Annotated in this window: 25 protein-coding genes; 23 read left to right on the top strand and 2 right to left on the bottom strand. The window is 56.9% G+C overall.

Annotated features, from left to right (window positions below):
- Window positions 1–143 precede the first annotated feature (143 nt).
- From KJS55_RS16665 to KJS55_RS16590, 16 genes are all read left to right on the top strand, one after another.
- Entirely contained in the window at window positions 144–1,118 is a 975-nt protein-coding gene (locus KJS55_RS16665; RefSeq protein WP_187030982.1) for an ABC transporter permease, read from the top strand.
- Window positions 1,111–1,971: an ABC transporter permease gene (locus KJS55_RS16660; RefSeq protein WP_187030980.1), complete on the top strand. Its 861-nt coding sequence runs from the start codon at window positions 1,111–1,113 to the stop codon at window positions 1,969–1,971. Before KJS55_RS16665 ends, KJS55_RS16660 begins: the two co-directional genes overlap by 8 nt.
- 17 nt (window positions 1,972–1,988) lie before the next feature.
- Window positions 1,989–2,966 (top strand): ABC transporter ATP-binding protein, encoded by a 978-nt coding sequence (locus KJS55_RS16655; protein WP_187030978.1) that lies wholly within the window; start codon window positions 1,989–1,991, stop codon window positions 2,964–2,966.
- Window positions 2,963–3,919, top strand: coding sequence for an ABC transporter ATP-binding protein (locus tag KJS55_RS16650; RefSeq protein ID WP_187030976.1), 957 nt, complete (start codon window positions 2,963–2,965; stop codon window positions 3,917–3,919). The genes KJS55_RS16655 and KJS55_RS16650 overlap by 4 nt, the downstream gene beginning before the upstream one ends.
- Before the next feature lie 211 nt (window positions 3,920–4,130).
- On the top strand, window positions 4,131–4,541 hold the full coding sequence (locus KJS55_RS17745; RefSeq protein ID WP_213543899.1) for a hypothetical protein: 411 nt from the start codon (window positions 4,131–4,133) through the stop codon (window positions 4,539–4,541).
- Window positions 4,542–4,899: 358 nt separating this feature from the next.
- Window positions 4,900–5,214: a hypothetical protein gene (locus tag KJS55_RS16640; protein ID WP_213543898.1), complete on the top strand. Its 315-nt coding sequence runs from the start codon at window positions 4,900–4,902 to the stop codon at window positions 5,212–5,214.
- 1 nt (window position 5,215) lies between these two features.
- Window positions 5,216–7,132 carry a V-type ATP synthase subunit I gene (locus tag KJS55_RS16635; RefSeq protein ID WP_187030970.1) on the top strand — a complete coding sequence of 639 codons (1,917 nt, stop codon included), beginning with the start codon at window positions 5,216–5,218 and terminating at the stop codon, window positions 7,130–7,132.
- A gap of 23 nt (window positions 7,133–7,155) precedes the next feature.
- The gene (locus tag KJS55_RS16630) at window positions 7,156–7,683 is read left to right on the top strand and encodes a V-type ATP synthase subunit K (protein ID WP_228300602.1); all 528 of its coding nucleotides are present in this window, start codon (window positions 7,156–7,158) and stop codon (window positions 7,681–7,683) included.
- A 20-nt stretch (window positions 7,684–7,703) separates the two neighbouring features.
- On the top strand, window positions 7,704–8,387 hold the full coding sequence (locus tag KJS55_RS16625) for a V-type ATP synthase subunit E (RefSeq protein WP_228300600.1): 684 nt from the start codon (window positions 7,704–7,706) through the stop codon (window positions 8,385–8,387).
- A gap of 12 nt (window positions 8,388–8,399) precedes the next feature.
- Window positions 8,400–9,404 carry a V-type ATPase subunit gene (locus tag KJS55_RS16620; protein WP_213543897.1) on the top strand — a complete coding sequence of 335 codons (1,005 nt, stop codon included), beginning with the start codon at window positions 8,400–8,402 and terminating at the stop codon, window positions 9,402–9,404.
- Between the two features lie 12 nt (window positions 9,405–9,416).
- Window positions 9,417–9,734: a V-type ATP synthase subunit F gene (locus tag KJS55_RS16615; RefSeq protein ID WP_187030963.1), complete on the top strand. Its 318-nt coding sequence runs from the start codon at window positions 9,417–9,419 to the stop codon at window positions 9,732–9,734.
- A 65-nt stretch (window positions 9,735–9,799) separates the two neighbouring features.
- On the top strand, window positions 9,800–11,572 hold the full coding sequence (locus KJS55_RS16610; RefSeq protein ID WP_187030961.1) for a V-type ATP synthase subunit A: 1,773 nt from the start codon (window positions 9,800–9,802) through the stop codon (window positions 11,570–11,572).
- Window positions 11,569–12,957 carry a V-type ATP synthase subunit B gene (locus KJS55_RS16605; RefSeq protein ID WP_187030959.1) on the top strand — a complete coding sequence of 463 codons (1,389 nt, stop codon included), beginning with the start codon at window positions 11,569–11,571 and terminating at the stop codon, window positions 12,955–12,957. Before KJS55_RS16610 ends, KJS55_RS16605 begins: the two co-directional genes overlap by 4 nt.
- A gap of 162 nt (window positions 12,958–13,119) precedes the next feature.
- Complete coding sequence (locus KJS55_RS16600; RefSeq protein ID WP_187030957.1) at window positions 13,120–13,833, top strand: V-type ATP synthase subunit D; 714 nt, start codon at window positions 13,120–13,122, stop codon at window positions 13,831–13,833.
- Window positions 13,834–14,011: 178 nt separating this feature from the next.
- A complete protein-coding gene (locus tag KJS55_RS16595; RefSeq protein WP_187030955.1) occupies window positions 14,012–15,217 on the top strand; it encodes an FprA family A-type flavoprotein in 1,206 nt (401 codons plus the stop codon).
- An 88-nt stretch (window positions 15,218–15,305) separates the two neighbouring features.
- The gene (locus KJS55_RS16590) at window positions 15,306–16,217 is read left to right on the top strand and encodes a magnesium transporter CorA family protein (RefSeq protein ID WP_213543896.1); all 912 of its coding nucleotides are present in this window, start codon (window positions 15,306–15,308) and stop codon (window positions 16,215–16,217) included.
- A gap of 85 nt (window positions 16,218–16,302) precedes the next feature.
- Here the strand turns inward: KJS55_RS16590 and asnA are convergent, their stop codons facing one another.
- Both asnA and gltX read right to left on the bottom strand, forming a co-directional pair.
- Entirely contained in the window at window positions 16,303–17,310 is a 1,008-nt protein-coding gene (asnA, locus tag KJS55_RS16585; RefSeq protein ID WP_187030951.1) for an aspartate--ammonia ligase, read from the bottom strand.
- Window positions 17,311–17,345: 35 nt separating this feature from the next.
- On the bottom strand, window positions 17,346–18,830 hold the full coding sequence (gltX, locus tag KJS55_RS16580) for a glutamate--tRNA ligase (protein WP_187030949.1): 1,485 nt from the start codon (window positions 18,828–18,830) through the stop codon (window positions 17,346–17,348).
- A gap of 143 nt (window positions 18,831–18,973) precedes the next feature.
- On the opposite strand from gltX, the gene KJS55_RS16575 reads away from it, so the two are divergent.
- From KJS55_RS16575 to KJS55_RS16550, 7 genes are all read left to right on the top strand, one after another.
- Window positions 18,974–20,491, top strand: coding sequence for a glucosyltransferase domain-containing protein (locus KJS55_RS16575; RefSeq protein ID WP_187030947.1), 1,518 nt, complete (start codon window positions 18,974–18,976; stop codon window positions 20,489–20,491).
- 26 nt (window positions 20,492–20,517) lie between these two features.
- Window positions 20,518–21,474, top strand: coding sequence for a glycosyltransferase family 2 protein (locus KJS55_RS16570; RefSeq protein ID WP_213543895.1), 957 nt, complete (start codon window positions 20,518–20,520; stop codon window positions 21,472–21,474).
- Window positions 21,455–21,859, top strand: coding sequence for a GtrA family protein (locus tag KJS55_RS16565; protein ID WP_187030943.1), 405 nt, complete (start codon window positions 21,455–21,457; stop codon window positions 21,857–21,859). The genes KJS55_RS16570 and KJS55_RS16565 overlap by 20 nt, the downstream gene beginning before the upstream one ends.
- A gap of 114 nt (window positions 21,860–21,973) precedes the next feature.
- Window positions 21,974–22,975: a tryptophan--tRNA ligase gene (gene trpS / locus KJS55_RS16560; RefSeq protein ID WP_187030941.1), complete on the top strand. Its 1,002-nt coding sequence runs from the start codon at window positions 21,974–21,976 to the stop codon at window positions 22,973–22,975.
- A gap of 9 nt (window positions 22,976–22,984) precedes the next feature.
- Entirely contained in the window at window positions 22,985–24,139 is a 1,155-nt protein-coding gene (locus tag KJS55_RS17440) for an MraY family glycosyltransferase (RefSeq protein ID WP_228300599.1), read from the top strand.
- Window positions 24,140–25,285, top strand: a complete 1,146-nt coding sequence (gene wecB / locus KJS55_RS17435) for a non-hydrolyzing UDP-N-acetylglucosamine 2-epimerase (RefSeq protein WP_228300597.1) — start codon at window positions 24,140–24,142, stop codon at window positions 25,283–25,285.
- 27 nt (window positions 25,286–25,312) lie between these two features.
- Window positions 25,313–26,047, top strand: coding sequence for a hypothetical protein (locus KJS55_RS16550; protein WP_213543894.1), 735 nt, complete (start codon window positions 25,313–25,315; stop codon window positions 26,045–26,047).
- Window positions 26,048–26,140 lie beyond the last annotated feature (93 nt).

The following is a 26,140-nucleotide window of genomic DNA, read 5'->3' as shown; positions in this document are numbered from 1 at the left end:
CGCGAGACTTCGCTGTCCGGACATCATTTGCTGTGCCTGTGCGGGCCCTTTGGCCCGCACAGGGCGTATCCGGGGCACATGAAGTAGTGCATACCGGAGAGGGCGCGGAGCTCTGCCAGTTTGAGAGCTAAGAGGTGAAAAGCATGCTGCGATACATATTGAAACGAATTCTGCTGATGATTCCGGTACTGCTGGGGATCGTCGTGATTGTCTTTACACTGATGTACGTGGGCGGGGGCGACCCCACCATCTCGATCCTGGGCGAAAATGTGACACCGGAGGCCCAGGCGGAAATTCGGGAGGAGCTGGGATTAGACGATCCATACCTAGTGCGCCTGGGGAATTACCTGCTGGACCTGCTCCACGGCGACCTGGGGGACTCCTATCGCTCCAAGCGTCCGGTGATGGATGAAATTTTGGCGCGCTACCCTACGACCTTGAAGCTGACCTTTGGCAGCATCGCGCTGGGGATTGTGGTGGGTGTCATCGTCGGCATCATCTCCGCTGTCAGGCAGTACTCTCTCCTGGATAAAATCGGAACGTTTATCTCGCTTTTTGGCGTGTCCGCGCCCTCATTCTGGATTGCCATGATGCTGGTATTGGTGTTCTCTGTCAAACTGAACCTGCTGCCGGCGACAGGGAGCCACACCCTGGCCTGCTGGGTGCTGCCAGTGGTGACTCTGGGGCTGCAATGCGGCGCATTTATCATGCGTATGACCCGCTCGAGCATGCTGGAGGTTATCCGCCAGGATTATATCCGTACAGCCAAGGCCAAGGGCCAGTCGGAATTCAAAATCGTCATAAGCCACGCCTTCCGCAATGCCCTGGTGCCGATTATTACCACCATTGGCATCCAGATCTGCGGATTTTTAGCTGGGTCTGTGCTGGTAGAGAGTGTATTTGCCCTGCCAGGGCTCGGTAAATACGTGGTGGATTCTGTTAATTACAAGGATTATCCCGCCGTACAGGGGGTGGTGCTGTTCATCGCCATCAACTGTGTGATCATCAACCTGCTTACAGATATCATCTATTGTTTCGTGGACCCGCGTATCAAGGCGCAGTATGGCCGGAAAAAGGGTGTGAAGTTTTCGCAAAAGGAGGCTGCGCAGCATGGCTAAGACAACTAGGAAGAAAAGCAGCCCCTGGCGGGATGTCTTTCACCGGCTCAAGAGGAACAAGCTGGCCATGCTGGGACTGGTCATTTTGATTTTGGTTCTGCTGATGGCAGTTTTTGCAACGGTTCTGGCACCCTATGACTACGCCGCGCAGGCCACCGCAGAGGCAAAACAGTTTCCCAGCGCGGAGCACCTGCTGGGCACGGACAATTTCGGCCGGGATATTTTGAGCCGCATCATGGTGGGCAGCCGTTACACGCTGATGATCGGCTTTGGATGCATCACTATCGCCTGCCTGATTGGCACAGTGTTGGGAGCGCTGGCCGGATTCTACAAGCGGCTTGATAATCTGATCATGCGCTTGACGGACATTGTGATGGGGATTCCCACCTTCATGCTGGCCATCAGCATCATCGCGGCGCTGGGCACGGGGATCAAGACCATGATGCTGGCTCTGTGCATCACCTCGACCCCCGCCTTCATCCGGATTGTGCGGGCGCAGGTGCTGACCATCAAGGATCAGGAGTATGTGGAGGCCGCCCGCTCCATCGGCGCGGGGAACCTGCGCATCATGACCAAACATATCCTGCCAAACGCCCTTGCACCGATTATCGTGCAGTACACCCTGGGCGCGGTAAATCTCATTTTGTGGGCCGCGTCGCTGAGTTTTCTCGGCATGGGGGTTCAGCCGCCCACTCCGGAATGGGGGCTGATGGTCTCGGCGGGGAGAGCGTATCTGTACAGCGAGTGGTATATGTCGCTGATTCCAGGGTTAGCCATCATCATCACGACGTATGCCCTCAATCTGCTGGGAGACGGTCTGCGGGACGCGCTGGACCCGCGGCTGAAACACTGAGGGCAGGGGGGAAACTTATGGAAAAGAATCTGTTAGAAATCAAAAACCTGGTGGTTCAATATGTGGTGGATGGCGAGACTGTGGAGGCTGTCAACGGCATTGACCTGGAAATTGGCTACGGAGAGACGCTGGGCCTGGTGGGGGAGACCGGTGCCGGCAAGACTACCACGGCCCTGAGCGTCATGGGGTTGATTCCAAACCCGCCGGGAAGAATGGTCTCCGGAGAGATTATCTATGACGGCAGGACCATCAGCGGTTTAAAAGAAAAGGAGTACCGCAAGATCCGGGGCGGAGAGATCACAATGATCTTCCAGGACCCCATGACATCGCTGAACCCGGTGATGACGGTAGGCGAGCAAATTGCAGAGGTGGTGCGCCTGCATGCCAAGTGCTCCCGGCTGGAGGCCGTGGAGCGGGCAGTGCGGATGCTGGAGCTGGTGGGCATTACCAGCGAGCGCTACCACCAGTACCCCCATGAGTTCTCCGGCGGCATGAAGCAGCGGGTGATGATTGCCATTGCCCTGGCCTGCACGCCGAAGCTCCTGATTGCTGACGAGCCCACCACGGCGTTGGACGTCACCATCCAGGCCCAGGTGCTGGAACTGATGAACAAGCTCAAACAGGAGTTCGGAACCGCCATGCTGCTGATTACTCATGACTTAGGTGTGGTGGCTGAGGTCTGCGACAGTGTCGCCATCATTTATGCCGGTGAGATCGTGGAACGGGGGAGTTTGTCACAGGTGTATGGAGGAGTCTGCCACCCTTATACCCAGGGGCTATTTGATTCCCTGCCGGACCTGGACGAGGAGAGCGAGCGGCTCAAAACCATCCAGGGCATGATGCCGGACCCTTCCGATCTGCCCCGGGGCTGCAAGTTCCATCCGCGCTGTCCAAACTGTACGGACCAGTGTAAGACCGAGAACCCGCCAGTTGTGGAGGTGGAGCCGGGGCATAAGGTCAAGTGCTGGCTGGCGCAGGAAGGAGGAGAACCATGAGCGTTTTACTAGAGGTCAACCATCTGCAAAAATATTTCCATACCAAGTCCGGCACTTTGCACGCGGTGGAAAATGTGAGCTTTCAACTGGAAGAGGGGAAGACTCTGGGCGTGGTGGGAGAGTCCGGCTGCGGGAAGTCCACGCTGGGTCGAGTGATTTTACATCTGCTACCGGCCACCGGCGGCAAAATCCTCTTCCAGGGCGAGGATATCTCCAAGCCCTCCAAGGCAAAGCTGCACGAGCTGCGGCGGGATATGCAGATGGTGTTCCAGGACCCGTTTTCCTCCATCAATCCCCGCATGACGGTGAGCCAGATCATCGGGGAACCATTGGAAATCTATAAGCTTTGTAAAAGCAAGGAAGAGTATGCCAGGCGCGTTCATGAGATCATGGACACAGTAGGATTGGCCTCTAGGCTGGCGGGGGCTTATCCCCATGAACTGGACGGCGGCCGCCGTCAGCGGATCGGCATCGGCCGGGCACTGGCACTGAACCCCAAATTTATTGTCTGTGATGAGCCGGTATCCGCGCTGGACGTGTCCATTCAGGCGCAGGTACTGAACCTGATGCAGGATCTGCAGCGGGACTTGCACCTGACGTACATCTTTATCACCCACGATCTGTCAGTTGTGAAGCACATCTCCGATGAGATTTTAGTCATGTATCTGGGCACCATGGTGGAAAAGGCGGAGTCCAGGGAGCTGTTCCGCCATCAGTACCACCCCTACACCCAGGCACTGCTGTCTGCGATTCCCCGTCCACAGCTGGAGAAAAAGCAGGAGCGCATTCTGCTCAAGGGGGAGATCACCTCTCCCATTGAGCCGCCGCCCATGTGCCGCTTTGCGCCCCGCTGCATTTACGCGAAGGAAAGCTGTTTCGCAAGCCAGCCGGAGTTGACAGAGGAGACGCCCAACCATTTTGTAGCCTGCTGCCGGTGCGCAGAATTCGTTTGAAATTTTGATGGATGGGAAGATGAGGCGAGCGATGAGGCAGATTCAGAACAGTGAGCGCTTGCTCAATGCTGGTGATCGGAAGTCCCGGCACGTGGCACCGGAAATTCTGATGAGCCGCTGTGCGATCTGGATTACCAGAATATGACCTGTATGAGTCGGAACGTGATCATCGGTGAGCAGCAATGAGACCTGAGAAACAAAGCGGGTCTATGTGATCGGCGCAAGTAAAACTGCAAGAGCCATACTGGATGTTCATATCATAGGAGACGATCTGATCTGCACAAACTCTGTTCTTCTTCAAAAGGCCATTGCAGAAAAAGCGTGTACCTGCATGGTTAGGAAGCCCAACCAGGTGGGAACCATCAGGGGAGATAGTAGGACTGCGAAAGGCCAATGTATGGCTCTGCTCCTGCCGTCGGGGCAGGCGGCACTACGCTCTGACGAACGTGGGAGCTTTCTGGCAGAGCTGATACGGGCGGAGAACCTGTATCTTGGCACAAGGCTCAGCGCACTGCAGAACTATAAGCGAATGGGGGGACGGGACAGCTCGTTCCCTCTACCGCTCTGTAGATGGAAAATTCACGGGCAGCCGTATGGTGGGTGGAAGTCCGGCTCAAACTAAGAAGTATGGATTGGCAGAAAATTTTTCGGTGGCGGGTAAATAGGGATTGACTCTATACCTGAAATAGGGATTATCATCATCCGTGAAAGATTATCATCATCCGTGAAAGGGTGATTTATACAGGACAACCCTAGGAATGCCGATGACCGGGGCTTAGGGAGGTGTTGCAGAATCCACTTGCAATTTTAAAGATTATGTTCTATACTAAATTGTGAATTTCATGCAGGATTACCAGATACTAGCAGATCTTTTTGGGCGCTATCATGAGAAGAGTGCTGGAAATCCCGATGAAATGGCATGCAAACCATGTAAGGAGAACTGGCGGGAGTTTTCAATAAGGAGAGAAGGTGAGAGCAAAATGTCTCTAGATGCGATTGAAAAGGTCACGGAAATTGAACAGCAGATGCGGGAGCTCCGGGCCAATGCCGATGCGCAGGTTCAGAAAGTGAAAGCAGATGCTGAACGAGACGGGCAGGCACGATTTGTACAGGCACGTGCCGCGGCGGCGGAGGAGGGCAAGGCGCTGATGAAAGCGGCAGAAAGCCGCGCTGCACAAAAAGCGGAGGAGATTCAGCGCAATGCAAAGAAAGAGGCCGACACCTTGCGGAAAACGGCGGAGCAGCGGTTGGAGGAAGCTGCGGAGTTTATTGTCGGAAGGGTTGTGAGTCACTGAGATGGCAATTGTAAAAATGAAAAAGCTCCGTGTGATGGCCCTGGCCGAATGTAGGGAAGATCTGCTGGGCGGCTTGCAGCACCTGGGATGTGTGGAGATCAGCGAACCAAATCTCTCTGACCCAGCCTGGTCAGCGTTGCTGCGGCGGGGAAGTTCCTCCTTGGCTCAAACCAGGACGGAGATCGCGGATGCGCACACTGCCCTGGCGGCGATTAAGCAGTACGCAAAGGTAAAGGACGGTTTGTTCATTCAGCGAAGACAGGTCTCAGAACAGGAATTCCTGGACCCGACAGGCAAGGAGCAGGCAAAGGCGGTCAGCCAGAAGATTGGCGGGGCGCTGCGCGAGATCAGCCGCCTGCAGGGGGACGAGGCAAGACTCACCGCGCGGCGGCAGGCCCTGACACCTTGGGCTTCGCTGGATATGCCGCTGGAGTTGGAGGGAACGGCTCATGCCCGGTTTCGGCTGATGGTTTGCCCCAGTGGAACGGACATCGGCGCGGTGCGGATCGCGCTGGCAGATGTTGCGGCAGAACTCTATGAGGTTTCTGCGGATAAACAACAGACGTATGTACTGCTTCTTTGCCACCGGGCGGAAGAGGAGACTGCGCAGGAGCTCTTACGGCCGTTTAATTTCAGTGCCGTCGCTTTTCCGGGAACCACGGGCACAGCCGCGGAGAACATGGACGCCCTGGACCAGAGCCTTGCGGACAACAAGAAGGCACAGGAGGCGGCTGCTGCGGCCATTGTTCAGGATGCCAAGTCCAGGGATGTCCTGCGGATGTACCTGGATCAGCTGCGGGCTGAGGCGGAGAAGGATGCCAGCGCCGAGCGGCTGCTGACCGATGGCACGATCCTCTTTTTTGAGGGCTGGGCACCGGCTGAGAGCCTGCGAGAGGTAGAAAAGCTTTTGCAGAGCATGGACTGCGCCTGGGAGGCGGAGGACCCTGCGCCGGAGGAAATCCATGATGTGCCGGTGCGTCTGAAAAACAACTGGCTGACCAAACCGCTGAACATGGTAACGGAGATGTACTCGCTCCCCGCCTATAACAATGTGGACCCCAACCCACTGATGGCGCCTTTTTTCATCCTGTTTTACGGGATTATGATGGCGGACATGGGATATGGGCTTTTGATGTTCCTGGCAGGTTTTTTCATCAGCAGGAAATACCGGCCAAAGGGCACCATGGGACACCTTTTCGGTCTCATGACTTTGTGCGGTGTCAGCACCTTTATCATGGGTGCCATCACAGGCGGCTTCTTCGGGGACTTTTTGACCCAGGCGGTTCTGCTGACCACAGGGAAGGAGTTTGCGCTGCCGGCGCTTTTCACGCCACTGGACGATACGCTGATGATTCTGCTGGGCTCCATGGCATTGGGCTTGGTACACATCATCACAGGCATGGCCATCAGCTTTGTGAGAAAGCTGCAAAACGGCGCAGTTCTGGACGCGGTATTTGAAGAGGTCACTTGGTGGGTGGTGTTCCTGGGAATTGGCTTGACGGCTCTTGGGATCACCAATCTGGTGTTGTATCTGGGCATCCTCCTCGTAGTGGCCGGTCCCTTGATTACAGGAAAGGGCTTTGGAAAAGTGACTGGAATTTTTGCCTCCCTGTATAACCATATCACCGGGTACTTTGGCGATATCCTCTCTTACTCCCGTCTGATGGCGTTGATGCTGGCAGGCAGTGTGATTGCACAGGTATTTAATACTCTGGGAGCGATTCCGGGAAACATCATCGTCTTTATCATCATCTCCATGGCGGGCAATGCCCTGAACTTTGCCCTGAATCTGTTGGGCTGCTATGTGCATGACCTGCGTCTGCAGTGCCTGGAGTTCTTCAACAAGTTCTATGAGGACGGCGGAAAGCCGTTTCGGCCCTTGGCAATGGACACGAAGTATGTGGATATTACAGAATAACAACTGTTTAGGAGGAAACTACAATGACTGATTTGGCACAAATGGTAGAATTGCAGCAGTCCCTGACCATTCTGGGAACCATCGGCGGTCTGGCGCTGGCACTGCTGGGAGCGGGCCTTGCGGCTGTGCTTCCCGGCATCGGCTCCGCCAAGGGCACCGGTATCGCCGGCGAGGCGGGCACTGGCCTTCTGTGTCAGGACCCCAGCAAGTTCGGCAAGGTCATGATCCTGCAGGTGATCCCCGGCACCCAGGGCCTGTATGGCCTGGTGGTGTGGTTCTTCGCCATCTTCCGCATGGGCCTTTTATCCGGAACGCTTCCGGAGCTGACCATTGCTCAGGGAATGCAGTATTTCTTTGCATGCCTGCCTATGGCTTTGGGCGGACTGTTCTCTGCCATTGCCCAGGGCCGCGTGGCAGCTGGCTCCATCAACATTCTGGCTAAGAAACCTGACGACTGGTCCAAGGGCATGGTGCTCTGCATCACCGTGGAGTTCTACGCGATTTTGTCCCTGCTGGCCTCCATGCTGATGATCATCAATATCAGCGCCTGACCCCGGGGAAAGGGGAGCTCATGATGAACGGAATCGAAAAAATCACCCAGAGAATCCAGTCTGACGCGCAGGCGGAAATCAACGCCGTGCTCACTCAGGCCCGGGAGGAGGCGGCGCAGATTACTGCACGCTATGAGGCCCAGGCTCAAGTGGAGACCACGGAGCTAAGGGCGAAGAATGAGCGCTCCGCCGCAGAGCGGGAAGAGCGGCTCGTCAGCGCCGCCCAGATGGAAGCGCGCAAGACGGCGCTCGCCACCAAGCAGGAGCTGGTGGAGCGGGCTTACGCGCTGGCGCTGGAGAAGCTGTGCGCTCTGCCGGAAAAGGAGTACACAGAGGTTCTGGCGAAGCTGCTGGTGCAAGCCTCGTCCACGGGACGGGAGGAAGTTGTGTTCTCATCCCAGGATCGGGAGCGCATCGGCAAAGCGGCCGTGGCCAGGGCCAACGAGATGCTGGCGGCTGCGGCTGCGCCGGACCTGCCTTCGGCCTCCGGCAAGGTGGGAGAGATTCTGGGCAAGGTGGTGGCCGGCGTGAGCGCCATCGCCCAGGGAACCGCGATGCTCTCTCTCTCCGAGGAGACCCGTCCTATGCGGGGCGGCTTCATTTTGAAGGATCAGAATGTGGAGGTCAATTGCACCTTTGAGACGTTAGTGCGCCTGCAAAGGGCGGAGACTGCGGGAGCGGTGGCAAAAAAGCTGTTCGGGTAAGGAGGCAGTGTCTTGACAAAAAAAATCAAGGACACCGATTATCTGGCGGTTTCTGCCCGGGTCCGTGCCATGGAGAACAGCCTTCTCACCCGGGAACGGATGGAACAGGTGCTGGAGGCCCGCACAGATGAGGAGGCTGTAAAAATTCTTCAGGAGTGCGGCTACCCAGAGCTGGACCCGGCCAGGCCGGAGGCCATGGACGCAGCCCTTTCCCAAGTGCGGGAGGCAACTCTGGCCGATTTGAGCGACGGTATTCCGGACGCCAGATATCTGGATATTTTCAAGCTGAAATATGATTATCACAATGTAAAGGCCCTGTTGAAGGCGGAAGCCATGGGGACAGATGCCGCGCATATGCTGATGGATATGGGCCGGGTTCCTGTAGCGGAGCTGAAAGCGGCTATGGAGAGCGGGCATATGGAGGAACTGCCGCCCTGCCTTGCTGCTGCGGCGGAGGAAGCCCGGTCGGTGCTGAATACCACGCGAGACCCCCAGCTGAGCGATATGACGCTGGACCGCTGGTGTTACCGAGAGATGCTGGAAGCGGCGGAGACTACCGGTAGTGCGTTTCTCCAGGGCTATGTACAGGTTCAAATCGACGCGGCAAACCTCAGGTCCCTGGTGCGGACGCTCCGTATGGGGAAGAATGCAGATTTTCTGCGCGGTGTGCTGTTTGACGGCGGAGACGTGGACAAAGCAGCCATTTTGAGAGTGAGCGCAGACGGCGGCGCAGGTCTTGCGGAGCTGTACGCCCCAACCACCCTGGCGGAGGCCGGCGCTGCTGGCGCGGATATTCTTAAGAGCGGTGCCATGACGGAGTTTGAAAAGCTCTGTGACGACGCGGTGAGCGGCTATCTCTCCGCTGCGCAGTTTGTGCCCTTTGGTGAGGCGCCGCTGATTGGCTATCTGGCAGCCCGGGAGACGGAGTATACCAACCTGCGGATTTTGCTGCTGGGCCGTGGAGCCGGTCTGGCCCCGGAACTGATCCGTGCGCGGCTGCGCCGGAGCTATGTGTAAGGTGGTGGAGTGATGGCTACGACATACCGAATTGCCGCCGTGGGCGACTGGGAGTCCGTTATGGGCTTTCGGGCCATCGGCCTGGACACCTATCCGGTAGCCTCCGTGGAGGAGGCCAAGGACAAGATACGGGAGCTGGCCAAAACGGACTGCGCGGTGATTTACCTCACGGAGACGCTGGCCAAGGATATGGAGGAGCTGCTGGATCGCTACAAGGATGAGCTCCGGCCCGCGATTATTCTGATTCCCGGAAGAGAGGGATCTCTTGGCATCGGCAAAGAGAATCTCCAGCGGGCAATTGAGCGGGCGGTTGGAGCGGATATTCTGTAAAACCGCTGTGCTGATGTGAGAAACAGCCTCGGAAGAGAAATTTCCAAGGAAGAAGGTATTCTGATTTGAGCGGTAAAATTGTAAAAGTTTCCGGACCGCTGGTGGTGGCCACAGGGCTGTCGGACGCCAATATGTCCGACGTAGTCCGCGTGGGTCCGCAGCGTCTGATCGGCGAAATCCTGACGATGAAGGGCGACACCGCCTCCATCCAGGTATATGAGGAGACTTCCGGCCTGGGCCCCGGCGCGGAGGTAGTTACCACCGGCGCGCCCATGAGCGTGGAGTTGGGGCCCGGCATGATTGAGGGCATCTACGATGGTATTCAGCGCCCGCTGGAGAAAATCATGGAGAAGGTGGGCGCCAGCATCACTCGCGGCGTGGAGGTCCCCGCCGTGGACCATGAGAAGAAATGGGACTTTACCGCCACCGCCAAGGTGGGCGACAAGGTCGTGGGCGGAGACGTTCTGGGCACTGTGCCGGAGACCTCCGTAGTGCTCCATAAGATCATGGTGCCCCCGCAGCTGGGTGGGACCCTTGTTAAAATTGAGAGCGGTTCGTTCAACGTGACAGAGACCATCGCCGTTTTGAAGACTGACGATGGCAGGGAAGTGCCCCTGACCATGCTGCAGAAGTGGCCTGTCCGCGTGGGCCGGCCTTACACGAAAAAATATCCCCCCAAGCGGCCCCTGTGCTCTGGACAGCGGATCATTGACACCATGTTTCCTATCGCCAAGGGCGGCACTGCGGCGGTCCCCGGCCCCTTCGGCTCCGGTAAGACCGTGGTCCAGCACCAGCTGGCTAAGTGGTCCGACGTGGATATTGTGGTCTACATTGGCTGCGGCGAGCGTGGCAACGAGATGACCGACGTGCTGCGGGAGTTCCCGGAGCTGAAAGACCCTCGCACCGGCGAGAGCCTGATGAAGCGGACGGTGCTGATTGCCAACACCTCCGACATGCCCGTGGCGGCCCGAGAGGCCAGCGTCTACACCGGTATCACCATCGCGGAGTATTTCCGGGACATGGGCTATGACGTGGCGGTTATCGCAGACTCCACTTCCCGCTGGGCCGAGGCGCTGCGCGAGATGTCCGGCCGGCTAGAGGAAATGCCCGGCGAGGAGGGCTACCCGGCCTACCTTGCCTCCCGCCTTGCTCAGTTCTATGAGCGGGCCGGCAGTGTGGAGTGCATCGGCTCTGACGAGCGCCGGGGCAGTCTGACAGCCGTGGGCGCGGTGTCGCCTCCGGGCGGTGACCTCTCCGAGCCGGTCTCCCAGGCTACCATGCGGATTGTCAAGGTGTTCTGGGCACTGGATGCATCGCTGGCCTATAAGCGCCATTTCCCGGCCATCAACTGGCTGACCTCCTATTCCCTGTATCTGGACACCCTGAAACCTTGGTTTGACGAGAATTTGGGAGAGAAGTTCATGCGCAACCGCACAAAGGCCATGGGGATTTTACAAAATGAATCCAGCCTGAATGAGATTGTCCAGCTGGTGGGCAAAGACGCTCTCTCGCCTGCCGACCAGCTGACACTGGAAGTGGCCCGGATGGTCCGGGAGGACTTCCTGCAGCAAAACGCCTTCATGGATGTGGACAGTTTCTCCGCCTATGAGCGGCAGGAAAAGCTGCTGGCGCTGATTCTACGTTACGACGCTTTGTGCCGCGGCGCCATTGAGAAGGGTGCGCCGGTGATGAAGCTCTTTGATATCCCAGCCCGGGAGAAGATCGGCCGGGCCAAGAGCGTGCCCGAGGCGGACTATCCCCAGGAGTACGCCCGAATTGAGGCGGAAATGGCCCAGGAAATTGAAACAGTGACCGCCCAGGGAGGTGAGCAGGTATGATCCGAGAATACAGAACCGTGGAGGAGATTGTCAGCCCTCTGATGATGGTCCGCATGGTGGAGAACGTCACCTATGACGAGCTGGTAGAGGTGGAGCTGCAGGACGGCTCCATCCGCCGCGGCCAGGTGCTGGAGGTCAACGGAGATACCGCTGTGGTCCAGCTCTTTGAATCCGCAGCCGGCATCAACCTGGCGGATGCCAAGGTCCGCTTCCTGGGACACCCCCTGCAGCTGGGTGTGTCCGCCGACATGCTGGGGCGGGTATTCAACGGCATGGGTCGGCCCATTGACGGCGGCCCCGACATCCTGCCTGAGGAGTACCGGGACATCAACGGACTGCCTATGAACCCGGCGGCCCGGGACTATCCCAACGAGTTCATCCAGACTGGCGTCAGCACCATTGACGGATTGAACACCCTGGTGCGCGGACAGAAGCTGCCTATCTTCTCCGGCTCCGGCCTGCCCCATGCAAACCTGGCGGCTCAGATTGCCCGCCAGGCGCGGGTAATCGGGGACGATACTTCCAATTTCGCCGTGGTGTTCGCCGCCATCGGCATTACCTTTGAGGAGTCGGAGTTTTTTGTCAGCGAGTTCAAGCGCACCGGAGCCATCGACCGGACGGTGATGTTCTCCAACTTGGCCAACGACCCCGCTGTGGAGCGGATTGCCACGCCCCGCATGGCCTTGACCGCCGCAGAGTATCTGGCGTTTGAGAAGGATATGCATGTCCTGGTCATCATGACGGATATCACCAACTACGCTGAGGCCCTGCGGGAGGTTTCTGCCGCCAAGAAGGAGGTTCCGGGACGCCGCGGCTTCCCAGGCTACCTCTATACCAATCTGGCCACGATCTATGAGCGTGCCGGCCGGCAGTTGGGAAAGAAGGGCTCCATCACCCTGATCCCCATTCTGACCATGCCGGAGGACGATAAAACCCACCCCATCCCTGACCTGACAGGCTATATCACCGAGGGACAGATCATCCTCTCCCGCGCGCTCTACCGCCAGGGCATCCACCCGCCGGTGGATGTGCTGCCCAGCCTCTCCCGCCTCAAGGACAAGGGCATTGGAGAGGGCAAAACCCGAGAGGACCATGCCAACACCATGAACCAGCTTTTCGCCGCCTACTCCACCGGTAAGGATAACAAGGAGCTCATGAGCATCCTGGGCGAGGCCGCTCTGACGCCCACAGACTTGCTGTACGCCAAATTTGCCGACGAGTTTGAAAAGCGCTACGTCAACCAGGGCTATGAGGAGAACCGCTCCATTGAGGAGACGTTGGACCTGGGCTGGGAGCTTCTCAGCATCCTACCCAAGAGTGAGCTCAAGCGGATCAAGCCCGAGTATATTGAGAAGTACTGGCCCAAGAAGGACGCGGAGGCATGACAAGGTTCCCTGATCCCTGAAAAAGACAGGTCCATGATAGCGATGACTGTGGGTGAATATTTTGCTTATGGTGGTGCTTTAGAGTATGGCAGATGGATCGTCGCTTTTGTATGTGGAACTGATTGCCTGAAAGATTTCTATGAAAGAAGGAGGGGATAGCCAATGGCCGATATCACCGTCATCCCCACCCGTATGGAGCTGACCCGGCTGAAGGGAAAGCTGAAAACCGCCCAGCGGGGCCACAAGCTGCTTAAGGATAAACGGGATGAATTGATGAAGCAGTTCCTTGAGACCGTCCGGGAGGTTCGAGCGCTCCGGGAAGAGGTGGAGGAGGAGCTGATGACAGTTCACAAATCCTTTACCGTTGCCTCTGCGCTTATGAGCTCTGAGGCTTTGGAGCAAGCGCTGCTCTATCCGAAGCAAAGCGTGGAGCTGACCCAGACCACGCAGAATATCATGTCTGTCAATGTGCCAGTGTACCACTTTCAGACACAGACCCGTTCGGATTCCGATATCTATCCCTATGGCTTTGCAGCTACCTCCGGTGAGCTGGACACTGCTGTGGAGGCATTGGGACATGTATTCCGGAAGATGCTGAAGCTGGCGGAGATTGAGAAGTCCGCACAGCTGATGGCGGAAGAGATTGAGAAAACACGCCGGCGGGTCAACGCATTGGAATACGTGATGATCCCCAATACCCAGGAGGCAATCCGGTATATCAATATGAAGCTGGATGAAAACGACCGGGCTACGACGATTCGCCTGATGAAGGTCAAGGATATGCTTTTGAAGGAAGCGATCGAGGAACGGCAGGAGGCGGATGCCAGAGCGATCCGTGCCTTTGGAACTGCTGAGGAAGCACCCGGAGAGGTATAGAGCGCTTGAGGTGAAAACAGGCGGTTCCCGTGGTTTCAGGGGAACCGCCTGTTTTTTTGAAGCCGCCGCTCTATGATGCGAGACCGGATTTTTGGAAGCGCAGATGTGCGCAACTCTTGACAAATGGCATGGAGACGAGTAGAGTAATTTTGAAATTTATCATGTAAGGAGAACAATCATGCATTGCATCCAGTCAATCACTGCGGATATCTGCTATGTAGGAGCGTCAGACCGGCGTCTGTCTCTTTTTGAAAATGTATACCCAATTCCGCGGGGAGTTTCTTATAACTCCTATCTGGTATTGGACGAAAAGACGGTGCTGCTGGACACGGTGGACAAGGCTGTTGGAGACCGTTTCTGGGAGAATGTGGAATATGGCCTACAAGGGCGGCCGCTGGACTACGTGGTGGTGAATCACATGGAGCCCGACCACTGTGCTCTGCTGATGGAGACGCTGCGGCGCTGGCCAGAGGTCCAGGTGGTAGGCAGTGCCAAGACAGTCTCCATGATTAGCCAGTTCTTTGATTTGGACGTGTCTGGGCACTGCGTGACGGTGAAAGAGGGAGACACCCTGCAGACCGGCCGCCACACCTTTACATTTTTGATGGCACCCATGGTCCACTGGCCGGAGGTGATGGTGACATATGATGTCACGGAGAAGATTTTGTTTTCTGCGGATGCATTTGGCACCTTTGGCGCGCTAAACGGCAACCTTTTCGCGGATGAGGTGCAGTTTGAGCGGGATTGGCTGGACGATGCCCGCCGGTATTATACCAACATCGTTGGAAAATACGGAGTACAGGTGCAGAGCTTGCTGAAAAAAGCCGCACAGCAGGAGATCGCTATGCTCTGCCCGCTTCACGGCCCAATTTGGCGGAAAGATTTGGGATGGTTTCTGGACAAGTATGAGAAATGGAGCACCTATACGCCGGAGGAACGGACAGCGGCTATCTTCTGCGGTTCGGTCTACGGCCACACGGAAAATGCTGCGGATCTGTTGGCAAATCGCTTGGCGCAGCAGGGGGTGCAAAATATCGCACTGTACGATGTATCCCACACAGATGTCTCCCTGCTGGTCAGCGAGGCCTTCCGGTGCAGTCACTTGGTTTTTGCAGCGTCTACCTATAATAATGGCATTTTCACACCTATGGAAAATCTGCTGCTAGATCTGAAGGCGCACAATCTGCAAAACCGCACCGTGGCCCTGATTGAAAACGGCTCCTGGGGACCGCAGTCCGGAAAGCTGATGGGCGAAATTGTTTCCTCCATGAAAAACATGACGCTGCTGGGAGAGACCGTCAGCGTCAAATCCTCTGTGAAGGAGGCGCAGTGCGAGGTGTTGAAAGCTCTAGCCGACGCGCTGGCGGCTGATATCATGGCCTGATGTTCCCATAGCGGCCCGGTTTTGGCAATCCTGAACCGGGCCTTTTCCTCTGCGGCGGTACAGAACTTTGGAGAGAGGAGCGGGCGTGATGGTACTCTATCAGATCGGTCCAGAGTTGAGCCTGGTGGACCATTGTACAGAGGGACAGGTGCTGGTCCTGCTGACCTCCCAGGAGCTGTCTCAGCATCCAGAACTAAAGTGCCTGGAGGGCGTTCTCCAACACACGCCGTTGGCAAGAGATGCCCGGGTATGCAAGGCAGAGGCGCGGCGGGATTGCCTGTGCGGAACCATTGTGACTCCCAGATATACCAAGGAGGGAGAACGAATCGCGTTCGGTTACATGCTAACGGCCAGCGTGGTTGTGATCTGTGATGATTCAGGGGCGGCCCACGCGCTGATCAAGCGGCTTGGCCGGGAAAAGCGCTGGCAGGAGAATGGGCCCGGCCGGCTGTTTTATGAATTTTTGGAGCTGCTGATCTATCGGGATCTGCACCATTTGGAGGAGATGGAGGATCAGCTGGCCCAGATGGAGGATCGGGGACTCTCAGGCGAATTAGACGGCTTCAATGCTCAGGTGAGTCGGCTGCGCAAGGAAGCGGCTGCCTGGTTTCGCTACTATGACCAGCTGGATGACGTGGCCTGCGAATTGGAGGAAAACGAAAACGGATTTTTCTCCACAAACGAAACCAGGCTTTTTCACATGTTGGAAAAACGCCTTGGCCGGCTGCGCAACGAAGCCCAGCTGCTGAGGGAGTACTGTCTTCAAGTTCGGGAGCTCTTTCAGGCAGAGATTGATATCCGGCAGAATCGAATCATGAAGATTTTAACTATTGTTACCACCATTTTCCTGCCGTTGTCACTGCTGGCAGGATGGTATGGCATGAATTTTACCGGGATGCCGGAGCTGACATGGAAATATGGCTATCCGACGGTAATTGCCGTCAGTATTCTTGTTGTAACAGTATGCCTCTGGATTATGAAAAAGAAAAAATTTTGGTAAATGATGCCTCCAGAAAAACCTGGAAAAACTCTCTGCTTCTCCGGAATAAAGCCCCGCTCCAAACGGAGCGGGGCTTTTGAGCAAATTACAGCAATGTGATGCCGGCTTTTTCACAGGCGCGCAGAGTCTCTTGGTCCCACAAGCTGACCTGTACCTCGCCGATATGACACGTACCAAGCAGCAGCATGCACAGACGGGACTGACCGATGCCGCCGCCGATGGACTGGGGCAGTTCTCCATGCAAAAGCATCTGATGGAAGGGGAGATTCCTGCGCTGGTTGCAGCCGGACTCTTCCAGCTGGCGGTCCAGAGCTGCGGCATCCACCCGGATACCCATGGAGGAGACCTCAAAATTCCGCCCTAGAACCGGGTTCCACATGAGGATGTCGCCGTTGAGATCCCAGTCGTCATAGTCAGGTGCACGGCCATCGTGCTTGGAGCCGGATTTCAGCGTTTTGCCGATCTGCATCAGGAACACCGTGTGATGCAACCGGCAAATTTCCAACTCCCGCTCATTGGGAGTCAGGTTGGGAAAACGGTCCTCCAGCTCCTGTGTGGTAATGAAGTACACATCCCGGTCCGGGCGGAAGGTCAGGACGGGGAAGGCGTTACGCAGGGCGGTGGCGGTGTCACAGATACAGCCCACAATTTCCCGGACGGTATCCTTGAGGTAGAGGACGTTCCGGTTCTGGGGGTCAATGTGCTTTTCCCAGTCCCACTGGTCCACATAAATGGAGTGGAGGTTGTCCACGACCTCATCCCGGCGGATGGCGTTCATATCAGTATAGAGACCCGTGCCCAGCTTGAACTCATAGCGCTTGAGGGCCAGCCGCTTCCACTTGGCCAGAGAGTGGACTACCTGACCATCGGTTCCCACGTCAGGGATGTCAAATGTGACCGGGCGCTCCACACCGTTCAGGTCATCATTGAGGCCGGTGGCGCCATCTACAAACAGAGGGGCGGAGACCCGGTGCAGATTCAGCCGCACCGTCAGGTTATGCTGAAAGTCGGCGTGAATCAGCTCAATAGCGCGCTGGAGCTCATTGTTGGTCAAGGGCATCTTATAGCCGGCGGGAATGGTCAGTTTGCTCATGTTCATACAGTCCTTTATGTGAGATTTTGGTGGAGTCAGCCCTCCAGTTTTTTCATACCGAAACGCAGTCGGCGCAGAGTCTCGTCTCTGCCAAGGATATGGCAGAGTTCCACGGCACCGCCGGGAGTGACAAGCTTGCCGGCCACGGCAATGCGCACGGGCCACATCAGCGTTGCATTTTTCACGCCCAACCGCTCGGCAAGGGCAATCAGCGTGTCATGCACAGCCTCCTGACTCCAGATGGAAATACCCTCCAGCGCCGGAATGGCCTCCCTGAGCATGTTCAGGGAGATGGCACTGTCGGTTTTGGACTTTTTGTTGGTGAAAAAGCTCACGTCGTATTCGGGTAGCGCGTCCAGAAAATCCACTTTTTCCGGAATCTCCGTCAGCTTTTCACACCGGGCCTGGAGCAGTGCCGCAACCGCCGCAATGTCAATGGCGGAATTCTTCACGCTTTGGCGGATATAGGGCTCTGCGATTTTGGCAAATTCCCCAGCGCTCAGAGCCCGGAGATACGTCGCATTGAAATAGTCCAGCTTCGCCAGGTCAAAGATGGCTGGGGACTTGGAAATACCAGCAATATCAAAGGCGTCCACCAGTTCCGCCAAGGAGAAAATTTCCTGCTCGCTCCGCTCGCCCTTGGGAGCCCAGCCCAGCAGAGCTACGTAATTCAACACGGCAGGGGTCAGATACCCTTGGGCAATTAAGTCCTCATAGGAAGGGTCGCCGTGGCGCTTGGACATCTTGTTGTGCTGGTCCCGCATGACAGGGGAACAGTGGACATAGGTGGGAATCTCCCAGCCGAAGGCCTCGTACAGCAGGTTATACTTGGGGGCGGAGCTGAGGTATTCGCTGCCGCGGACCACATGGGTGATGCCCATCAGGTGGTCGTCCACCACATTGGCAAAGTTATAGGTGGGCAAGCCGTCCCGTTTCAAGAGTACTTGGTCGTCCAGGGTCTGATTTTCCACCGTGATATCACCGAAGGATACGTCGTGAAAGGTGGTGGTGCCCTCGTGAGGGATTTTCTGCCGGATCACATAGGGCTTGCCAGCGTCCAGATTGGCCTGAATCTCTTCAGCGCTCATGCACCGACAGGGGTCCTCCGCCCGATCCCAGTCACCAGAGTCCTCCTCAGCTTTTTCACAAAAGCAGTAGTAAGCGGCGCCCCTTTCCACCAGAAGTTCCGCGTACTTTCCATAAAGGTTCCGGCGCTCGGACTGGATATAGGGTCCCACGGGGCCGCCCACGTCGGGCCCCTCGTCATGGGTCAGTCCGCACTCCGCCAGAGTGCGGTAGATGACCTCTGTAGCGCCCTCCACCAGCCGCCCCTGGTCGGTGTCCTCAATGCGAAGGATGAAGGTGCCGCCGGCGTGCCGGGCGATCAGCCAGGTATAAAGTGCTGTACGCAGATTTCCTACATGCATATAGCCGGTAGGGGAGGGGGCAAACCGGGTGCGGACCTTGCCCTTTGGAATCCGGGCCTCCATCTCCTCGAAAAATGTGTGGTCAAGAGCCATGAATGTACCTCCATGCTTTTATATCATCTTATTATCCCCATTTGGTCATGAAATGTCAAGGGAGAGCAGACGATTCCAGGGTTGAAAAATTCCAATTGGGATGCTATGCTTGTTTTGGAAAAAACGACAGGAGTGAAACTGGTATGGAGAGAGTGGAAAAGAGCCTTTGTTGGAAGGAGGCAAGACGGACGGCCCTGTTGGCGCTGTGTGCCACGGCGGCCTTTTCCTTTGCCGCTCATGGCTTTCTATTCTCCAACGAGTTTTTTTCCCACGACTCGGTTTCCTATTTCACCTATGCAACCGGAAGCGGCTCTTTTTATATTGGGATTGGACGCTTTGTGATTCCCCTGTATGAGAGCATCAAGGGGGATGTGGCGGCGCCGTGGCTGATCGGCATCCTGTTTCTTGCGTGGATGTCTCTGGCAGCCCTGCTGGTGGTCCTCCTGCTAAGAATTCACTCCGCCTGTGGGATTGTGCTGACCTGCGGGCTCTTGTGTACGAACACAGCAATGACGCTGACAGGCGCCACTTATGTGTACTGTATGGATGAATACGCCTTTGCCTTGCTGATGGCGGCTGCCGCCGCTTGGCTTTTTGTCCGGGGAGGCTGGTGGATGCTGGGAGGACTAGGTGCGCTGGTCGTCTCACTGGCAGTGTATCAGCCTTATTTCACTGTGGCGGCAATTTTATGCCTGCTGGCAATCCTGAGAAAACTGGCAGTGGGAGAACAGGCTGCCCAGGTGTTCCGGACAGGCCTCAAGTACTTGGGTCTGCTGGCAGCGGGTTTCCTCCTCTACTATGGGATGTGGAGTGTCGTCTGCGGCGCGGCCGGAGTGGAAAAGCGCCGGGTGGAGGAATCCCTGCTCTCCGGCGGCGGGCTGGGGGAACTGTTGGGCCTCTGGCAGGAGGCTAACGTCTCCTATGTGCGGGGCCTTTTTGACAGCAGCGGGGTCCTGGGTCCCCTTGTGCCGATCCTGCATGCATTGTTGTTGATGGGGCTTTGCTGGCGGCTGATCGCGCTGCTGGCGGACCAGGAGATGGCGCTAAGCAATAAACTACTTTTGACGGGCCTTGTCTGCTTGTTGCCCACGGCGCTCAATGCGGTTGACATTCTGATGGCAGGAAGCGCCACGCAGCTCATGAGCTATGGGGGAGAGCTTTTGTACCTGCTTCCGGTGGCCTGTTGGGAGCTTCCGGCGCGCCGGCGGTGGACGGCTCCCTGGCGCAAAGGGGCGGCGGTTTTATTGTGCCTTGTTTTGTGGCAGCATATCGTATACGCCAACCAGGTCTATATGAAGAAAGACCTAGATAAAAACGCCACGCTGGTTCTGGCCGCCCGGGTGCTGGACCGGATTGAGCTGACGGAAGGGTATGTGCCTGGTGAGACGCCGGTGGCCTTTGCCGGCAGGCTGGATGACAACGAACTTTTGAACCGGGGCCGAGACGAGTTCGCGGACCTGGACCACACGGTGGGACTCTGGAGCGACTACGCCGCCACTTACAACTTGGGGCGGTATCTCACTGACTACCTGAACGCCCCGCTGCTGTGGGACACGGAGAAGGACTTCTCCCAGCTGGAACAGGTTCAGGACATGCCGGCATTCCCGGCGGCGGGAGCCGTCGCGATGGTGGATGGGACCGTGGTGGTGAAGCTCTCGTGATACCAAAGAAAGAGAGGTGAAGAGGGATGATGGTCTCCATTATCGTACCATGTTATAATGAGGAGGAGGCGCTGCCCTACTTCATGCGGGAGATCCGCAGAACAGAGGCAGAGCTCTCCGCGGCCTATGGCTGTACTTTTGAGCTGCTGTTTGTAGACGACGGCTCAAAGGATCGTACGCTGGAGGTGCTGCGGAGCTTTGCCGGGGACGGGGTGCGCTATCTCTCCTTTTCCAGAAATTTTGGAAAGGAGGCGGCCATGTACGCCGGCTTGCAGCATGCGCGGGGGGAGTATGTAGCCATCATGGACGCGGATTTACAACACCCGCCGGCCATGCTCAAAGAGATGTATGAGGGATTGCAGTCGGAGGAATATGACTGCGTGGCCGCCCGGCGGGAGAGCCGGAAGGGCGAGCCGCCAGTGCGCAGCTTTTTCGCCCGGTGCTTTTACCGGCTGATCAACCGGATTTCCGATACGGAGATTGTGGATGGAGCCTGTGATTTCCGCATGATGAAGCGGCGGATGGTGGACGCGATTTTGTCCATGGGGGAGTACAACCGCTTTTCCAAGGGGATTTTCGGCTGGGTGGGATTTCGCACCAAGTGGCTGCCCTATGAGAATGTGGAGCGGGTGGCCGGCGAGACCAAGTGGTCCTTCTGGAAGTTACTGCTCTACTCCCTCCAGGGAATTGTGGGCTTTTCCACCGTGCCACTGGCGCTGGCTTCCGTGCTGGGGCTGGTGTTGTGTGTCGTTTCCTTTTTGATGGTGCTCTATATCATCATCAAGACGCTGCTCTTTGGCGACCCTGTGGGCGGGTGGCCGTCTCTTGCCTGCATGGTGATGTTTATGGGCGGCATCCAGCTTTTCTGTATGGGAATTTTAGGCCAGTATCTGGCAAAGACTTATCTGGAGACGAAGCACCGCCCGATCTATATTTTGGCGGAGACGGACGAGGAGAGGAGCCATGGCGAAAAAATGGATTGACGGTACGGTGCCCCGGTTTTTGCTGGTGGGCGTCATCAACACGCTGGTTGGCTGCGGGGCCATGTTCCTGCTCTACAACCTGGCTCACTGGTCCTACTGGCTGTCCTCAGCGGCGAATTATCTGCTGGGTGGTATCGTGAGCTTTTTCCTCAACAAGTATTTTACGTTCCGGAAAAGGGAGTGGTCCTGGGGGCAGGCGGTGCGCTTCGCCGTCAATGTGGCGGCGTGCTGGCTGTTGGCCTACGGCCTTGCAAAGCCCCTGGTGCTGCAGCTGCTGGCGGGGCGGAGTCTGTGGCTTCAGGAGAACGCGGCCATGCTGGTGGGCATGTGCCTGTACACGGCATTGAACTATCTGGGCCAGCGTTTTTTCGCCTTTCGGAAGTGACGTTGCACTTTCCGGCGAAATCTGGTATAATCAAACAATCCGGCCAATTCCCGGGATGACTATTTCAACCGCCCCGGCAGCGTCCGGCGGCGGGGAATCTTGAGGTGCGAATCTATGGAAGATCAGAAGAAGCGGATTTTAAGCGGCATTCAGCCCTCCGGCGATCTCACGCTGGGGTCCTATCTGGGGGCTATCCGCAACTGGGCGGCGCTGGCCGACGAATATGACTGCTATTACATGCTGGCGGATATGCACACCATCACGGTGCGTCAGGTGCCGGCGGACCTGCGCCGTCACACATTGACTCAGGTTGCGGCCTATATCGCAAGCGGTCTGGACCCGGAGCGCAACGTCCTCTTTGTCCAGTCCCATGTGCCGGCCCACGCCCAGCTTGGCTGGGTGCTGGACTGCTACACCATGTTCGGGGAACTCTCCCGCATGACACAGTTCAAGGACAAGTCCGCCAAAAACGCGGACAACATCAACGCCGGCCTTTTCACCTATCCGGCTCTGATGGCAGCGGACATCCTGCTCTACCAGGCGGACTTGGTGCCGGTGGGCGGAGACCAGAAGCAGCACGTGGAGATCTGCCGGGATATCGCCAACCGCTTCAACGGTATCTATGGCGAGGTCTTCAAGATTCCGGAGCCGTATATTCCCAAGGTGGGGGCCAGGATCATGAGTCTGACCTCTCCGGAAAACAAGATGTCCAAGTCCGATAAGGACCAAAACGGCTGTGTATATATGCTAGAAAAACCGGAGGACATCATGCGCAAGTTCAAAAAGGCCGTCACGGACTCTGAAGCCGTCGTGCGCTATGACCCGGCCGCGAAGCCCGGCGTGTCCAATCTGATGCAGATTTACTCTGTGGCCTCCGGCCGAGATTTCGCGGAGATTGAGCGGGAGTTTGATGGTCAGGGATACGGGGCCTTTAAGACTGCCGTAGGCGAGGCGGTTGTGGAGCTGCTGCGGCCCATTCGGGAAGAGACGGAGCGCCTGCTGGCAGACCGGGTGTACCTGGAGCAGGTATACCGTGGTGGTGCGGAAAAGGCCGCCAGAGTGGCAGACCGGACCGTTGCCAAGGTCTACAAAAAAGTGGGCTTTTTGGCCCGCTGAGGTGGCAGTATGATATCCTTTGAGTCGCAGCTCATTGTCTATATTGTTCTGGCTCTGGCCGTTGCACTGATTGTCAGCTTTTTGATGACGCCGGTAGTCAAGACGTTTGCCTATAAGGTGGGCGCCATTGACGTGCCCAAGGACGACAGGCGTATGCATAAAGTCCCCGTCCCGCGGCTGGGGGGGCTGGCCATCTTCATCGGCTTCATGGTGAGCATTTTCATCTTTGTCCCCATCACGCCGGAGATGCGGAGCATCCTGCTGGGCGCGGTGGTCATTGTGGTGCTGGGCGTGGTGGACGACATTATGGCCCTGCCTGCGATGCTGAAATTTGTGGTGCAGATTGTGGCGGCGCTGATTCCTGCGCTGAGCGGGGTCCGGATTCTGGCCTTTTCCAATCCCAACATTTTCTCCAGTAACGCCTACTGGGTGCTGGACGGCCTCTCCATCCCGTTTACAGTGCTCTGGATTGTAGCCATCACCAACTCGGTGAATTTGATCGACGGACTGGACGGTCTTGCCAACGGAGTCTCCGCCATCTCCGCCACCACCATGCTGCTGATCGCTCTGATTGCCTCAGAGCTTCAGGTGGCCACGGTCATGGCGGCTTTAGTAGGTGCGTGCGTGGGGTTCATGCCATACAACCTGAACCCGGCTAAGATGTTCATGGGTGATACCGGAGCGACCTTTTTGGGCTATATTCTGGCCACCATGTCAATTCAGGGCTTATTTAAGTACTACGCGGTGATCTCCTTCGTAGTGCCGTTTCTGATTCTGGGACTGCCGATCTTTGATACCGCCTTTGCCTTTATCCGCCGCATTGCTCATGGACAAAGCCCCATGCACGCAGACCGCAGCCATATTCATCACAGGCTGATCGATATGGGATTGAATCAGAAGCAGGCCGTGGCGACGTTGTATGTGATCTCTGCAATTCTGGGCCTCTCCGCTGTGGTGCTGACTACCAGCGGCGAGCAGAAGGCTATGCTCTTCTTCGCCGCGCTATGCATTGTAGCAGTAGTAGCCGCCCGGGTTGTGTTCCCCAAAGAGGTCAAGGAGGAGCTGAGGGAGGAGCTGGAGGAGCTGCGCCCCCACTCCGGAGAAGCAGAACCAAAGGAAGACGGGGAGCAAGCAGGCACCGTAGAGAAGGAAGAGGAGACGTAAATGGACAAGCTTCGTATCATGAGTGTCTTTGGCACCCGGCCGGAGGCTATCAAAATGTGCCCCCTGGTACGGGAACTGGCCGCGCGGGAGGGCGTAGAGAGCCTTTGCTGTGTCACCGCTCAGCACCGTCAGATGCTGGACAGTGTCCTGGAGGTTTTTTCTTTAAAACCGGACTGGGATCTCGACATCATGACACCCAGACAGACCCTTTCTACCATCACCAGCAAGTGCCTCACCGGTATGGATGAGGCGATTGACACACTGAAGCCTGACATGATTCTGGTGCATGGAGATACCTCTACCACCTTTGCCGGCGCTTTGTCTGCTTTTTACCATCAGGTGCCCATCGGGCACGTGGAGGCCGGGCTTCGAACCTATGACAAGTATTCTCCCTTTCCTGAAGAAATGAACCGGAAGCTGGTATCCTCTTTGGCGGACCTGCATTTTTGCCCCACGGCCAATAACAGAGGAAACCTCCTGCGGGAGGGGGTCACGGGCAGTATTTTCGTAACCGGCAACACGGTGATTGACGCGCTGAAAACCACCGTCCGGGAGGACTACCGCTTCTCAACAGATGAGCTGAACCATTTGCCTTACAGCGAGAAAAAAATTCTTTTGGTGACATGCCACCGTCGGGAAAATTATGGAGAGCCTATGCGCAATATTATGCTGGCTTTGCGGCAGCTGGCCGAGGAGAACCGGGATGTGGAGCTGGTATACCCAGTCCACCTCAGCCCGGTGGTGCGGGAGGCGGTGGATCGCTACCTCCGGGGAGCTCCCAGGGTGCACCTGATCGATCCGCTGCCTGCCGACGAGATGCATAACCTTATGGCCCGGTGCTACCTGGTGCTGACAGACTCCGGCGGGCTGCAGGAGGAGGCTCCGGCTTTAGGAAAGCCTGTTTTGGTGCTGCGGCGGGAGACAGAGCGCCCAGAGGCTGTGGAGGCTGGTACTGTGAAACTGGCTGGCGTGGTACAGGATGATATTGTGACCATGGCACAGCGGCTGATTCAGGACCGGAACGCCTATGCGGCCATGGCCCATGCAGTGAATCCCTATGGAGACGGTCAGGCCTGCCGGCGGATTGCGGATGCGGTTTTGTGGCATTTCCAGCGGGGAGAACGGCCTGCGGATTATCAGGGATAACCGCCATCCGGGAAAGGAGAGATGGGTGTGGACAGGCGGAAGCTCAGCTGGATCACCTGGGTCTTTGTTGTGCTGACAGTATTGGTGCTGGTGATGATGCTGATGGACACACTGCACGGTCCGGATGGTATGGTTCTTCCGGATACCAGCACCACATCCGGGCAGACCGGGGAGATTCCGACTCCTGATGGCGCCTTGGCTGTGGTGGAGGTATCGCCCTCCACGGTGCAGGCCGCGGTGGAAACCCTGGCGCGGCCGGAGGCATATCGCCGGACCGTAACGGTGGAGCAGTTTTGGTCCGGCGGCAGCAGCTCTTATGAGATCGCAATGGCGGTCAGCGGTCCTTGGACCCGGACAGACCGTACGATGCCGGACGGTCGGGTGCGCCATACGATTACAGGCCCGGAGGATGTCTATATTTGGTATAACAATGAGGCGGCGGTTTACACCAGCCCCGTGGGGGACATCACTGCGGATCATGAGCTTCCCATTCCCACATACGAAGATATCTTGAGTCTGGATGTAGAATCAATTATTGCTGCGGATTACCGCACCATCTCCAATGTGGCTTGTATTTATGCGGAGGCCCAGACAGGGGAGTATACCCTGCGATACTGGATCGGCGTGGATAGTGGGCTGCTGGTGGCGGCGGAAAAGCTGCTGGGGGACGAGACAGTTTACCGGATGCTGTCGTTGACTGTGGATCAGACAGAGCCTACGGCGGCGGAGTTCACATTGCCGGACGGAACATTTTTGTGGTGATGGGATGCCTTCCAAGTTTCAAATAGAAAACAGGGGTGAAGCTTTGGTGAATACCGATAAGGAAGTATCAAAAATGAATTAAACTTAACGGCT

Origin of the sequence: Pusillibacter faecalis, from assembly GCF_018408705.1 — a bacterium.
Lineage (GTDB): Bacteria > Bacillota > Clostridia > Oscillospirales > Oscillospiraceae > Oscillibacter > Oscillibacter faecalis.
The sequence above is the reverse complement of the archived record's forward strand: the minus strand, read 5'-3'. Positions and strand labels throughout refer to the sequence as shown.

Coding starts and splice junctions, on each gene's coding strand:
- KJS55_RS16660 (WP_187030980.1), top strand. CDS start 1,111: ATGGCTAAGACAACTAGGAAGAAAAGCAGCCCCTGGCGGGATGTCTTT.
- asnA (WP_187030951.1), bottom strand. CDS start 17,310: ATGAGCAAACTGACCATTCCCGCCGGCTATAAGATGCCCTTGACCAAC.
- gltX (WP_187030949.1), bottom strand. CDS start 18,830: ATGGCTCTTGACCACACATTTTTCGAGGAGATGGAGGCCCGGATTCCA.
- KJS55_RS16575 (WP_187030947.1), top strand. CDS start 18,974: ATGGAGAGAGTGGAAAAGAGCCTTTGTTGGAAGGAGGCAAGACGGACG.
- trpS (WP_187030941.1), top strand. CDS start 21,974: ATGGAAGATCAGAAGAAGCGGATTTTAAGCGGCATTCAGCCCTCCGGC.
- KJS55_RS16605 (WP_187030959.1), top strand. CDS start 11,569: ATGATCCGAGAATACAGAACCGTGGAGGAGATTGTCAGCCCTCTGATG.
- KJS55_RS16565 (WP_187030943.1), top strand. CDS start 21,455: ATGGCGAAAAAATGGATTGACGGTACGGTGCCCCGGTTTTTGCTGGTG.
- KJS55_RS16665 (WP_187030982.1), top strand. CDS start 144: ATGCTGCGATACATATTGAAACGAATTCTGCTGATGATTCCGGTACTG.
- KJS55_RS16595 (WP_187030955.1), top strand. CDS start 14,012: ATGCATTGCATCCAGTCAATCACTGCGGATATCTGCTATGTAGGAGCG.
- KJS55_RS16650 (WP_187030976.1), top strand. CDS start 2,963: ATGAGCGTTTTACTAGAGGTCAACCATCTGCAAAAATATTTCCATACC.
- KJS55_RS16635 (WP_187030970.1), top strand. CDS start 5,216: ATGGCAATTGTAAAAATGAAAAAGCTCCGTGTGATGGCCCTGGCCGAA.
- KJS55_RS16640 (WP_213543898.1), top strand. CDS start 4,900: ATGTCTCTAGATGCGATTGAAAAGGTCACGGAAATTGAACAGCAGATG.
- KJS55_RS16655 (WP_187030978.1), top strand. CDS start 1,989: ATGGAAAAGAATCTGTTAGAAATCAAAAACCTGGTGGTTCAATATGTG.
- KJS55_RS16615 (WP_187030963.1), top strand. CDS start 9,417: ATGGCTACGACATACCGAATTGCCGCCGTGGGCGACTGGGAGTCCGTT.
- KJS55_RS16570 (WP_213543895.1), top strand. CDS start 20,518: ATGATGGTCTCCATTATCGTACCATGTTATAATGAGGAGGAGGCGCTG.
- KJS55_RS17440 (WP_228300599.1), top strand. CDS start 22,985: ATGATATCCTTTGAGTCGCAGCTCATTGTCTATATTGTTCTGGCTCTG.
- KJS55_RS16630 (WP_228300602.1), top strand. CDS start 7,156: ATGACTGATTTGGCACAAATGGTAGAATTGCAGCAGTCCCTGACCATT.
- KJS55_RS16625 (WP_228300600.1), top strand. CDS start 7,704: ATGATGAACGGAATCGAAAAAATCACCCAGAGAATCCAGTCTGACGCG.
- KJS55_RS16590 (WP_213543896.1), top strand. CDS start 15,306: ATGGTACTCTATCAGATCGGTCCAGAGTTGAGCCTGGTGGACCATTGT.
- wecB (WP_228300597.1), top strand. CDS start 24,140: ATGGACAAGCTTCGTATCATGAGTGTCTTTGGCACCCGGCCGGAGGCT.
- KJS55_RS16600 (WP_187030957.1), top strand. CDS start 13,120: ATGGCCGATATCACCGTCATCCCCACCCGTATGGAGCTGACCCGGCTG.